This is a genomic window from Kribbella sp. NPDC006257 (genome assembly GCF_040613535.1).
GTDB lineage: Bacteria > Actinomycetota > Actinomycetes > Propionibacteriales > Kribbellaceae > Kribbella.
This window is the reverse complement of record NZ_JBEXSJ010000001.1, coordinates 12228-23512: the sequence shown is the minus strand read 5'-3', so window position 1 is coordinate 23512 and position 11285 is coordinate 12228. Positions and strand designations below refer to the sequence as shown.

The 11285-nt window shown below is 65.7% G+C and carries 17 protein-coding genes and 1 tRNA gene; 7 read left to right on the top strand and 11 right to left on the bottom strand.

Features of this window, described 5'->3' with window-relative positions:
- Window positions 1-33: 33 nt before the first annotated feature.
- Complete coding sequence (locus ABZ004_RS00145) at window positions 34-303, bottom strand: hypothetical protein (RefSeq protein WP_355677534.1); 270 nt, start codon at window positions 301-303, stop codon at window positions 34-36.
- A gap of 11 nt (window positions 304-314) precedes the next feature.
- Here ABZ004_RS00145 and ABZ004_RS00140 point away from each other — a divergent pair, with 11 nt between their 5' ends.
- Complete coding sequence (locus tag ABZ004_RS00140) at window positions 315-701, top strand: hypothetical protein (RefSeq protein ID WP_355677533.1); 387 nt, start codon at window positions 315-317, stop codon at window positions 699-701.
- 93 nt (window positions 702-794) lie between these two features.
- Here the strand turns inward: ABZ004_RS00140 and ABZ004_RS00135 are convergent, their stop codons facing one another.
- From ABZ004_RS00135 to ABZ004_RS00125, 3 genes are all read right to left on the bottom strand, one after another.
- Entirely contained in the window at window positions 795-1145 is a 351-nt protein-coding gene (locus tag ABZ004_RS00135) for a DUF2200 domain-containing protein (protein WP_355677532.1), read from the bottom strand.
- 20 nt (window positions 1146-1165) lie between these two features.
- Window positions 1166-1645, bottom strand: a complete 480-nt coding sequence (locus ABZ004_RS00130) for a hypothetical protein (RefSeq protein WP_355677531.1) — start codon at window positions 1643-1645, stop codon at window positions 1166-1168.
- Between the two features lie 155 nt (window positions 1646-1800).
- Window positions 1801-2583, bottom strand: a complete 783-nt coding sequence (locus ABZ004_RS00125; RefSeq protein ID WP_355677530.1) for a hypothetical protein — start codon at window positions 2581-2583, stop codon at window positions 1801-1803.
- A 78-nt stretch (window positions 2584-2661) separates the two neighbouring features.
- Here ABZ004_RS00125 and ABZ004_RS00120 point away from each other — a divergent pair, with 78 nt between their 5' ends.
- The 5 genes from ABZ004_RS00120 to ABZ004_RS00100 all read left to right on the top strand — a co-directional run bounded on the left by ABZ004_RS00120 (window position 2662) and on the right by ABZ004_RS00100 (window position 6543).
- Entirely contained in the window at window positions 2662-3072 is a 411-nt protein-coding gene (locus ABZ004_RS00120; protein ID WP_355677529.1) for an Imm1 family immunity protein, read from the top strand.
- 105 nt (window positions 3073-3177) lie between these two features.
- Window positions 3178-4077, top strand: coding sequence for an alpha/beta fold hydrolase (locus ABZ004_RS00115; RefSeq protein ID WP_355677528.1), 900 nt, complete (start codon window positions 3178-3180; stop codon window positions 4075-4077).
- A 232-nt stretch (window positions 4078-4309) separates the two neighbouring features.
- Window positions 4310-5218, top strand: a complete 909-nt coding sequence (locus ABZ004_RS00110; protein ID WP_355677527.1) for a LysR substrate-binding domain-containing protein — start codon at window positions 4310-4312, stop codon at window positions 5216-5218.
- An 89-nt stretch (window positions 5219-5307) separates the two neighbouring features.
- On the top strand, window positions 5308-5799 hold the full coding sequence (locus tag ABZ004_RS00105; protein ID WP_355677526.1) for a hypothetical protein: 492 nt from the start codon (window positions 5308-5310) through the stop codon (window positions 5797-5799).
- Between the two features lie 285 nt (window positions 5800-6084).
- Complete coding sequence (locus ABZ004_RS00100) at window positions 6085-6543, top strand: nuclear transport factor 2 family protein (protein ID WP_355677525.1); 459 nt, start codon at window positions 6085-6087, stop codon at window positions 6541-6543.
- A 331-nt stretch (window positions 6544-6874) separates the two neighbouring features.
- Here the strand turns inward: ABZ004_RS00100 and ABZ004_RS00095 are convergent.
- From ABZ004_RS00095 to ABZ004_RS00070, 6 genes are all read right to left on the bottom strand, one after another.
- Window positions 6875-6947: transfer RNA gene (locus ABZ004_RS00095), tRNA-Ala, on the bottom strand.
- 281 nt (window positions 6948-7228) lie between these two features.
- Window positions 7229-7873 carry a histidine phosphatase family protein gene (locus tag ABZ004_RS00090; RefSeq protein WP_355677524.1) on the bottom strand — a complete coding sequence of 215 codons (645 nt, stop codon included), beginning with the start codon at window positions 7871-7873 and terminating at the stop codon, window positions 7229-7231.
- A complete protein-coding gene (gene rsfS, locus ABZ004_RS00085; protein WP_355677523.1) occupies window positions 7870-8391 on the bottom strand; it encodes a ribosome silencing factor in 522 nt (173 codons plus the stop codon). The genes ABZ004_RS00090 and rsfS overlap by 4 nt, the downstream gene beginning before the upstream one ends.
- Window positions 8392-8405: 14 nt before the next feature.
- Window positions 8406-9023, bottom strand: a complete 618-nt coding sequence (gene nadD / locus ABZ004_RS00080) for a nicotinate-nucleotide adenylyltransferase (protein WP_355677522.1) — start codon at window positions 9021-9023, stop codon at window positions 8406-8408.
- A 13-nt stretch (window positions 9024-9036) separates the two neighbouring features.
- Entirely contained in the window at window positions 9037-9195 is a 159-nt protein-coding gene (locus ABZ004_RS00075) for a hypothetical protein (protein WP_355677521.1), read from the bottom strand.
- 78 nt (window positions 9196-9273) lie between these two features.
- Window positions 9274-9402, bottom strand: a complete 129-nt coding sequence (locus ABZ004_RS00070; RefSeq protein ID WP_355677520.1) for a hypothetical protein — start codon at window positions 9400-9402, stop codon at window positions 9274-9276.
- A 148-nt stretch (window positions 9403-9550) separates the two neighbouring features.
- Here ABZ004_RS00070 and ABZ004_RS00065 point away from each other — a divergent pair, with 148 nt between their 5' ends.
- Window positions 9551-10000: an Lrp/AsnC family transcriptional regulator gene (locus ABZ004_RS00065; RefSeq protein ID WP_355677519.1), complete on the top strand. Its 450-nt coding sequence runs from the start codon at window positions 9551-9553 to the stop codon at window positions 9998-10000.
- Between the two features lie 44 nt (window positions 10001-10044).
- On the opposite strand, the gene ABZ004_RS00060 is transcribed toward ABZ004_RS00065, so the two are convergent.
- On the bottom strand, window positions 10045-11235 hold the full coding sequence (locus tag ABZ004_RS00060) for an MFS transporter (protein ID WP_355677518.1): 1191 nt from the start codon (window positions 11233-11235) through the stop codon (window positions 10045-10047).
- Window positions 11236-11285: the final 50 nt, after the last annotated feature.

Genomic DNA, 11285 nt, shown 5'->3' with positions numbered 1-11285 from the left:
CCGCCACGGTCCTGGGACCGTGGCGGGGTGTCACTACTCCTTAGCAGAACCAGCTGTGACGGCCTGGTCGAAGGCTTCGCGATCGGATGCCTCGCCGGGTACCTGGTCGGCTGCCCAGGCGACGATGCCGTCGGGGCGGACCAGGACGGCTGCGAGGCCGAGGTCGTCGGTTGCCGGGCCCCCGGCGTACCAGATCTGGCTTGGTGCATCAACGAGAGTCCGGTGGAAGTCGAGTAGCACCCCGCGTCCGTCCTGCAGCAGTTCGCCGAGGTGGGTGCCGTCTTCCAGTTCGACGGCCGCCACGATGGAGCACATTGCGGCAGCAGCTCGCGGACGCGGTCGACGCGGCCCGGCCGGAATCCTCACCGCCGTTCGTAGCCCTCTACCAGGCGACCGCGAACGTCCTCCGGGTGAAGATCTCCTGGGGCTTCGCGATGAACAGCGCCTTCACCGACCCCGAGAGCGAACGCATCTACGCCGGCATCGTCGAACGCTGCGACGAACTCTTCCGCCACCTCAAACAGACCGGCGTACTCCGCCCCGACGTCGACCCGATCTGGGCCCGCCGCGTCTACTACGCCCCGATGAGCGAGGTCTGCCAAGACGCCGCGGCAGACGACAACCCCGACACCGACGCCCTAGCCACCCAACTCATAGAGACGCTCCTCCACGAGGTAGGCACCCCAACCACCCATCTCTGAGCCGCGATCTCGCGCCTTGAAGAGGTGCTCAAGCCGTCCCCGACCGAACGCCGAGTCGGGCCTCGCTGACGCCGCCCGGCGCGCTACCCGCCGTCAGCCCCGCAGGATCTTCGCCATCGCCTTTCCCCGCGCCAATTCATCCACCAGCTTGTCGAGATACCGGATCTCCCGCATCGTCGGCTCCTCGATGTCCTCGACCCGCACCCCGCACACGACGCCCGTCACAAGCTCGCGCGCGGGATTCGGCGCCGGAGCTTCAGCGATGAACGTCTCCAGATCCACCCCCTTCGCCAGCTGGGCCTCCAGCCCTTCCTGGCTGTAGCCCATCAACCAGCGAATGACCTGATCGACCTCATCCTTCGTCCGGCCCTTCTTCTCCGCCTTGGCCACATACAGCGGATAAACACTCGCAAAGCTGGTCCCGTAGATCCGGTGTTTCGCCATACCCAAAGGGTGCCAGTGGGTCAGCTCGGCTGGACGATCAGGATGAAGTAGTCGGCATCGGCGGTCGCTTCGTTGCCGTTGTCGTCTTCTGTCCGTACGACGCGTAGGCCGGCCTGCTCGCACATTTCGCGAGCCGATGCCTGGCTGTGCCAGTGCAAAACCCAGTCCCGATCCGCCTGCTCCAAAGTTCCATCTGGGCCCAGACGCTCGTACCGAGCTGACGTAGTACGGGTTCTGAGAGCCTCGTCGTACGTCTCCGACAACGGCGTGTAGACGAGCGTCGCCCCTTCCCCGTCGACTGCTTCCCGCCGTACGCCGAACTCTTCGCCCGAAGTCGGCCCAGGAACCCACAGCGGAATCAACGCCTGACCATCCGGCGCCAAATGCTCTCTGATGCGATGAAGTGCTCGACGAGCCGTCTCGTCATCCGCCAGCAGATTGAAGGTAGGACCAGCCAGGTAAATCGAGCGATACCGCCGCTCCAGCTTCATCTCCTCCATCCGCTGATGGTGCAGCGTGATCTCGAGCCCCGGCTCCCCCGCTGCACGAACAAATTCGGCGTACGGCGCCGGATTAAACTCGCCGACTTCGACCTGGCATACGCGTCGACAACGATCCCCGTATATAACTCAGCAGCATCCATTCCCGCCAAACCCTAGTCGACCAGGACTGGGATGATGCTCGGTCGGAGATGGACGAGTTCAAGACCGATCACCTCCAGCTTCCGATACAACTCCTCGGACAGCAGCAGCATCGACACCTCGATCGGCCGATCAGCTCCCCCACCGATCGAAGAGATCCCGTTGGCCTTGTCGTGCATCAAATCCTTCAAGGCATTCAGAGTCATCGCCCACTCAAGAATGCTGCGATTGGCCGGCACCACAGCGATGTTGCCACTGAACACTCCGGCCAGCTCGGCCCGCGCAGACTCCAGATCCCCCACGACGGGCACCACCGCTACCTGCGTGAGATCCATCGGCGAGATCTCGCCAGTAGCAACCCCGACCGTCCCGACCCGGAGCTGCCCGAACCGCTCTGCGTGACTCACCAGGTAGTCCTGCAACGGATCGAGACTCGGCAACGCACCCGGTTGCCACCCACCCACAGGAGCCGGCCCAGGCCCAGGCGGATCGGGCCAGTCTTCGCCAGGATCCGGCGCGAACTGCTGCTCCACCAGGATCCGTCCGTCAGCCCAAGTCCCGATGACCTTGGCCCAACCGTACTGCTTGCCTTGATAAACACCCCCGTAAACAAGGCCCTCCGCATCAATCCCCACGACAGGAACCAGCAGGTTTGCCGAGCATGCTGTCAGATCCCCAGCTAGCGGCACGGCGACCTCGGCACACATCGTCGCCGAATCGTCCCGTACGACGAACTTCCCCGTCGCCTGCACCTTGTCCCCAGCCCGAACAATCAGCCTTTCCCAGTCAACCGTCATCGTCCTCCCCCCATCTGCCTCGCCTATAACCGATTGCTAGACAGGCAACCCAACAGCTCGATCGATGGGAAGTCTCCGATGCGGCATACAGCAAAGGCCTACTTCAAGCCCGAACATCGCGCCCATCCCATCCTTCTGACCACCCCCGACGACATCGACCATCTACTCACCGCCCTGGCAGCCGAGTCATGGCAGAACTCGGTCGCCGCCATCTACATCGACGGCCGCACCACCCACACCGGCGTACCAGACCACGAACTCCAGATCGCAGTCGACTACGCCGACAAAACCACCGGCGCTCTCCGCTACACAGCCCACGACGGCACCTACTTCACCAAGGGAACATCCACCACTGGCGACTCGGTCGTGTACTTCTACATGGGCAACGAGGTCGAGTACCCGCGAGATTCCGTAGTACCGATAGAAGACATCCGGACAGCCGTCAATCACTTCTTGGAAACTGGCGAGCGCCTGATGCAGCGTGGTTGATGACCTACGACGAGTCATATCCTCCCTACCGGCACGCCTTTCGGATCCGTTGCCACCGGCACCATTCGACCCGCCGCCGTCGCGGCGTACGAGGAGGGATCAGACGTGACCACCGATCAGGTCGCAGAACTGCCGACCGGTATCAGCCTCGCCTACCGGACCCGTGGTGAACCCAGCGCGCCACCCGTCCTGCTGACCGCCGGCCTCGGCCAGGATCTCACCGCCTGGACGGACCCGCTGATCGACAGCCTCGTCGCCTCCGGTCTGCACGTCATCCACTACGACAACCGCGACATCGGCCGATCCAGCTACCTCGACCACCTGACACCGCCGGGACCCATACGCCTGCTCCTGTCCAAGCCGCGCCGCGACGCCTACCGCCTGGAAGACATGGCCGATGACGCCGTCGGCCTCCTAGACCACCTCGGCATCGACCGCGCCCACCTCGTCGGCCAGTCGATGGGCGGAATGATCGCCCAGACAATCGCCGCCCACCACCCCACCCGCACAGCCACCCTGACGTCCATCTACTCCACCACCGGCCACCCCTCAGTAGGCCAACCAGCTGTCTCGACGAAGCTCAAACTCGCAGGCCGCACCCTGCGCCCGTCGAAAACCCGAGAGCAATACGTACGCCGCCACCTCGCCCTGACCGCCCACCTCGCCGGAACCGCCTACCCCTTCGACCCCACCGACGAGAGAACCGCAGCAGAACGCCACTGGGACCGCCTAGGCGGCAACGGAGCCACCGGCTGGGCCCGCCAGGTCCAAGCCATCTTCGCCTCAGCCGACCGAACCGACGCCGTACGCCGAATCACCGCCCCCACCCTCATCATCAACGGCGACCAAGACCGCATAGTCGCCCCCACCGGCGGCCAAGCCACAGCCACCGCCATCCCCCACGCCGACCACCTCGTCATCCCCGGCATGGGCCACCACCTACCCCCAGGCCTAACCAACCAGATCAGCAAACTACTCATTGATCACATCCACACCGCGGCCTGAAACCCGTATCGACGTAGGACCCTGATGAATAGGCTCGCGTCGATGACCGCCGGGACTGGAGGGATGGCGGGTTCCGGTTGGCTGTCGCCGAATGACCGGTGGCGCTGCTCCGCCGTGCATCGGCTAACTGTCGACCGCCGTACTTACTCCCGGGCCAAAGTTATGCCAAAGGAGCTATTAGATCTAGCGTCAGTATTGCTATCTGGTTATAGCTGGGAAAGTGTGGAGTGCTATGGACCTGAATACGCTCAGACAGTTCCTCGTGGTGGCGCGACTCGAACACCTCAGCCACGCGGCCGACGAACTTCGTGTCGCCCAGCCGTCACTGAGCCGCACCATCGCCCGACTGGAGAGTGAACTCCGCACACCGCTGTTCGACCGGGCCGGGCGGCTCCGGCTGAACGACACCGGAAAGCTCTTCCGCGACTACGTCGAACGCGCGCTCGGCGAACTCGAGGCAGGCCGGCGGGCCGTTGCCGATGCCATCAGCGGGGGCTTCGGCACCGTGCGCTTGGCCTCGGAAACCTTCCTCACCTTCATCGGGCCACTCGCGGCGTTCAAGCAGGCTCACCCCGGCGTGGAGGTCGAACTTCACCAGATACCCGCCGCGGAGATGGCCCGCCGCCTGCTGGCCCAGGACGTCGACCTTTGCGTCGCATCCCAGCCGATCCACAGCGACGGCCTGGAAGCCGTCGAACTACTGGACGAGGCGGTGTGGCTGGCCGCTCCGCTCGATCACCCCCTGGCGGGCCGGACCTCGGTGACCATCGACGAACTCGCCGACGAACCCTTCATCGCCGCCAGCGAGGGGCACTGGCACCGCCGGCTTCTCGATCGGCTCTTCGCGGCCCGGGGCCTCACCCCGAGAATCGCCTACGAGGGCGAGGAGGTGAGCGCCATCGCGGAACTCATCAAGGCGGGCCTCGGTATCGGTCTCGTCCCCGACCTCGCCAGACGCTCGGCTCCCAGCGCTTCGGCCGCCTGGATCGCCGTCGACCACCCGGGCTGCCGCCGAACACTGACCCTGTACTGGGGCGCCGGCAGCCACCTATCAGCAGCCGCCCGGGAGTTGCGCGGCACGATCACCGACTGGGACTGGACGTCCGGCGGACCACATGCCTCCACCGCTATAACACCATAGCGATATTGGTCTTAGTTAAAATGCTCTTGGTGTCATAACTTCTTCGGTGTCGATCGAAACCCGAAGATGAGGAAGAAACCATGTATCCGATGAAAACGCTGAGGAAAACCGTCGTCGTGGCTGCTGCCGGAGCGCTGCTGGTCGGCGGGCCCAGCGCCTACGGGGCGGAGACCAGCTCGGCGAACCCGCCGGCGCATCCCGAGATCCTGGAACTCGCGGTCGAGAACGACCAGTACGCGGCCCCCGACCTGCCGCCGACCGGCACCAGCGTGGGTGATCTCTACGTGTATTCCGGCTGGCTGCTGAAGGACGGCCGCAGGGTTGGGCAAGGCGGGGGGTCGTGCCAGATCATTCAGGTCGACAACGCCAAGATCACCACACAGTGCCTGCTCACGGCGAAGCTCGAGCAAGGGTCGCTGACCATGCAATCACTCTGGGTCAGCGGCGAGAGCCCGCTCGACATGGCCATCACCGGCGGCACCGGCGCCTACCGCGATGCGCAGGGCACCGTCCGGGTGTGGGACATCGGGACGCCGGAAGAGCGGATGCGGGCCGAAATCACCCATCCGGCAACGCGGTAGAACAAGACAGGAGCTCCGGGGATGACCAGAATCGGCGTCATCCTCGGCAGCACCCGGCCCCATCGCAAAGGCGCGCAATCGCCCGGTGGTCCTGAATACGGCCTCACAGCGCGACGACGCCGAGTTCGAACTGATCGATCTGCGCGACCACCCGGTACCGCACCTGGACGAGCCGGCCTGCCCGGAGTGCTGAAGAACGCCTCGGCCATCTGTTCGCCGAATGGCCCAACAAGGCGGTCTGCGCACCACCGCCGAAACCTCACCCATTCCTTAAGGAGACGCATCATGACTACAGTCAACGACTTTCGAGCACAGGCCGACCGCGATGAAATCGAGATTCGCGAGCAGATCGGCAAGGTGGTCGAAGCAGTGCAGGCCAAGGACCTTGAGGCCCTCCGGGCGCTGTACACCACAGACGTCGTGTCCTTCGATATCGAGCCGCCGCTCCAGCATGCCGGGATCGCGGCGAAACTCGAGAACTGGGCGCCGGTGTTCCTGTTCTTCGAGACCGTGACCTACGAGATTCGCGACCTGACGTTCACCGTGGGCGAAGGGGTGGCCTTCGGGCATGCCTTCGCTCGCCTGCGCGGCACTCTGCCCAACGGCGCGACTACGGACGGCATGTGGGTCCGGGTCACCTATGGCATGCGAAAGATCGACGGCGCCTGGTTGATCGCCCACGACCAGGTCTCGGTGCCCCTGGACATCTCCAACGGCAAAGGTGTGGTCGACCTCGAGCCCTGAGAGTTCAGCGACGGTGAAGGTGCAGTCCGAGTATGAACAAGTCAGTTCTGGTGGACCTACAGGGACCGCATTGCACCACGAACGGGCAAGTCCGGGACCTGCTCCAGCGGACATGTTGGTGGGGCGCCACTTACAGGAAGTTGTTGAGCTTGGCGTCGAAGAAATACAACACAACAACCACCTGGCCACGATCGTCGGCTCACGGGTTGTATCTGTTCGTCGGGACTGCTCCGGCCAGAGCGACGAAAGAGCGGGCGGCGGCGGGCGCATAGCGCTGCAGTACAAGCAGAAGGCCGGTCTTCCGAGAGGAAGACCGGCCTGCTTTGCCGGGTGGAGCTTAGGGGATTCGAACCCCTGACCTCTTCCATGCCATGGAAGCGCGCTACCAACTGCGCCAAAGCCCCGCGGTGTCTTGCGGACTCGGGAAGTTTAGCGGATCGGGGGCTGCAAAGAAAAATCGGGTGGGGGTGGGTGCCGAGTGAGGAAGAGCATGCGTTGAGGCGGCGGGTTGGAGAGGGTCGGCGCGAGGTTGGGGTGGTACGTCAGTGGACGGGTTCAGGGGCGGAGGCGGAGGACGTCGGGCAGTTGGGGTGGAGGCGGTCGGGCGTGCGAAAAGGCCGCCGGGAAAGGAATCCGGCGGCCTCATCTGTTGCTGCTGAGCTGACCTCTTCCATGCCAGGAAGGGTCAGCGTTGGGGGTCGTCGCTCATTACTGGTTCTGGGAGGGAGCCGGCGTTCCATTCTTCGATGCGCCAGCCGAGGCGGCCGGGGAGCAACGAGACCCAGTTGCAGTTGGAGAGGCCTCCGAAGGCGGGCCAGTGGGCTTGGGGGATGCCTAGGAAGAGGCAGATGCCTACCCGGGCGGCCAGGCCGTGGGTGGCTACGACGACGGTGTCGGAGGGTTCGGCGTGTTCGACCGCGCGCTGGAGGGCGGGGGCGAAGCGGGCGGCGACCTCTTCGACGGTTTCGCCTGCTGTGCCGCGGCGTTGGGGTTCGCCGGAACGGATGCGGGCGGCCGCTTCGGGTTCGATGGCGGCGAGCTCTTCCATCGTCATGCCGGCCCAGTCGTCGACGTTGATCTCGCGGAGAGCTTCGTCGTACTCGACTTTGAGGCCGGTCAGCGCGGCGAGTTCGCCGGCGGTGGCGGCAGCGCGCTTGAGGTCGCTGGAGAAGAGCCGGGTCGGCGCCAGCGAGGCGAGCCGCAGAGCGGCAGCGCGAGCCTGGGCCAGGCCGACGTCATCCAGTGGGATGTCGGCCTGGCCCTGGATCTTGTCCTGCAGGTTCCACTCGGTCCGGCCGTGCCGCCAGACGATCAGCCGGCCCGCGGTCATTCGGCCGGAGCCGTGGGGGCAGCAACCTGGGCTTCGCGCGAGGTGGCTTCCGCGTCCGCAGCGTCCTCGGCGACCGCTGCCTCGTCGGAACCGAGCGAGGGCAGGTCCTCCTCGCCGGAGCGGACCGGGACCGGGGTGGGCTCGGGGATCTTGCCGTCGGGGCCCGGGATCGGGATCAGCGGGCAGTCGCGCCAGAGCCGCTCGAGGGAGTAGAAGTTGCGCTCCTCGTCGTGCTGGACGTGGATCACGACCTCCAGGTAGTCCAGCAGCACCCAGCGACCCTCGCGCGCGCCTTCGCGGCGTACCGGCTTGGCGTCGAAGTCGACCCGGAGCTTCTCCTCGATCGCGTCGACGATCGCGCGGACCTGGCGGTCGTTGGACGCGGAGGCGACCAGGAACGCGTCGGTGATCGCGAGCTGCTCGGAGACGTCGAACGCGAGAACGTTCTCGGCCTTCTTGTCGTGGGCCGCCTCGGCTGCTGCGGTGAGCAGCTCGACGACGCGTTCGGTGGCAGGCATGTGTTCCTTACTTACTAATGGTTGGTGTAGAGGTCGCGCTTGGCGATGTACTGGACGATCCCGTCCGGCACCAGGTACCAGGTCGGGTTGCCTTTCGCGACCCGCCGGCGGCACTCGGTGGACGAGATGGCCAGGGCCGGTACTTCGAGCAGGGTCACCCGGTCGGGCGGCAACTGGTCGAGCGGGAGCTCGAGCGATTCCGTCCCGGGCCGGGTGCAGCCGACGAACTGGGCGAGCTTGAACATCTCGTCGACGTCGCGCCAGGTGAGGATCTGGGCCAGCGCGTCGGCACCGGTGATGAAGAACAGCTCGGCGTCGGGGAAGAGTCCGGCCAGGTCCCGCAGGGTGTCGATCGTGTACGTCGGCCCGGGCCGGTCGATGTCGACCCGGCTGACCGAGAAGCGCGGATTGGAGGCGGTGGCGATCACCGTCATCAGGTACCGGTCCTCGGCGGGCGAGACCTCACGGTCCAGCTTCTGCCAGGGTTGCCCGGTCGGGACGAAGATCACCTCGTCGAGGTCGAAGTACGCCTGTACTTCGCTCGCTGCCACCAGGTGGCCGTGGTGGATGGGGTCGAAGGTACCGCCCATCACGCCGATTCTCCGGCCCGGCCGTACCGCGGAGTCCACCATCGTGTTCAGCCGCTCAGCTGTGCGGCCGGCCCTTGCCCATGATCACGGTGACGGCCAGCAGTGCGACCAGCACGAACAGGGCGAACCCGCCGTACCACCAGGGCGAGATGTGCGACGCCTCGCCGGCGGCGTCTTCGGCAGCCGCGAGCTGCGGCAGGAGCAACGTAAGCATGAGGCGAAGCCTATCTCCTGCCCGGAGACAAGAGCGCGACCGGTGGCCGTAGGGCCTGCCGGTCGCGCGGGACGTGGGTCAGCTGTGCCGGATGTAGCGGGTCAGCAGCCGGCGCCACGTGGACGGCACGGCGGCCGCACGCTGGTGCATGGCGGCGACACGGTGCATCTCGTCGATGTGGGCACGGGCAACTTCAGGGGTGATCATGATTCCTTCGCAAGGCTTGAGGTGGTGATCGGAGCGGCTGGCTCCGACACTTGAAATTGTACGATAAGAAGAGTCTCTACACAAACGAATTAAAGGCAGATCAGCCGATCTCCCTACGAATCTGCGGTAAACGAAGGAGTAGCCCGGGATGGATGCGATCGATCGGCAGCTGGTCGAGGCGTTGCGGAGCAACGGGCGGTCCAGCTGGGCGGAGCTCGGGCGGGTCGTCGGGCTGTCCGGGCCGAGCGTCCAGGAGCGGGTGAAACGGCTCGAGGACCGCGGCGTCCTGCTCGGCTACCGGGCCGTGGTCGCGCCGGAGCAGGTCGGGCTGGGGACCAGCGCGCTGATCGGGCTGTTCCAGCGCGACGACGTGGAGACCGACGACATCGTCGACGGAGTACGCGAGATCGCGGCAGTCGAGGACTGCTGGTTCGTGGCCGGCGACCAGGAGCTGGTGGTGAAGGTCCGGGTGCCGGATGTGACGCAACTGGAAGCAGTAGTCGGCAGTCTGCGCCGCGTCAACGGCGTCGTCCGCACACGCACCACCGTTGTCCTCTCCACTCGCTGGGAGGCTCGTCCCGCTCCCCTGCCCGACTGACAGACCCGGTACTACGAGGTGCCGGGCTGGTCGCCTTGGGAGAGCTACGCCTCCTGGGTTCCGGGCTGGTCGCCACGGGAGAGCTCCGGCTGCTGGGTCGCGGTTGCCGGCTGACGTAGTAGTAGAGCTGCAGCGGCGGCTAGGGCGAGTACTGCGGCTGCTGGATAGAGCAGGTGTGGGGTGTGCTCGTAGACGGTGCCGCCGATCGCGGGAGCGAGGAACATGCCGCTGATGGAAGCAGCGGCGTACAGGCTGGAGAAGCGGCCGACCATGCCTTCTGGTGCAGCTTCGGCTACGTGGGCGGTTGCTGTCGGCTTGTAGAGCATCTCGCCGGCAGTGATGAAGGCGGCAGCTACTACAGCGCCTCCGAGCATTGGCCAGGCGCCTAGTACGCCGTACCCGAGTCCGACTAGCAGGATCCCGGCAGCGATCACTCTGAGCGCGTGGTGACGCCGGAGCTTCACGGCTAGGGGCGCTTCTAGGGCGACGATGACTACTGAGCTGAGGCCGATCAGTACGCCGTACGCGATGGCAGGCGAGCCGGTGTCGTGCAGGAGCAGCGGGACGGTCGCGTAGAGCTGCCGGTAGACCGTGTCGACTACGACGATTGCTCCTAGCAGTACGAGGACAGAGCGGTCGCGCAGGAGCGCTCGCCAAACCCCAGTGGCGGCTGCTGAGGCAGTGCGGACGGCTGCTGGCACGTACCGCCAGACGACCGCCGCTAGCACCAGGCTGCTGACTGCGTCGATCACGAAGACAAGAGAGAAGTCGTACGCCGCTAGTAGGCCGCCCAGCGGTGGGCCGATCGTGAACCCGGCGTTGCTGGCGGACCGCGACAGGGCGATCCCCTCGCGACGGCGCTCAGGCGGAAGCGCGGTAGCGACTAGCCCGCTCATGTTGGGCCTACTCGCACCACCGCAGAGCCCTGCGACAGCCGCCAACACGGGAAGACCGCTGGTCGGCACTGCAGGCATTGCACAGCACGCTGCCGCCCAGGCGAGCTGACTACCTACCGAGGCAGTGCGCAGGCCGAAGCGGTCGCCGAACCAGCCACCGCTGAGGTTCCCCAGCAACAGCCCCACGCCGTACGCCGAAGCCGCCAGCCCGGCGTGCTGCGCGGACATCCCGCGATCCTGGACGAGGTAGAGCGTCAGGTAGATCCACGCCAACGATCCCGCCGAACTCACCAACTGCCCCACCATCACCGCCTTCAACCAACCTGGCAACTCCCCCACCCGCCGCCAATACCCCCGCATTCCGGACCCCCAGTAGTAGAGTGAGTTTC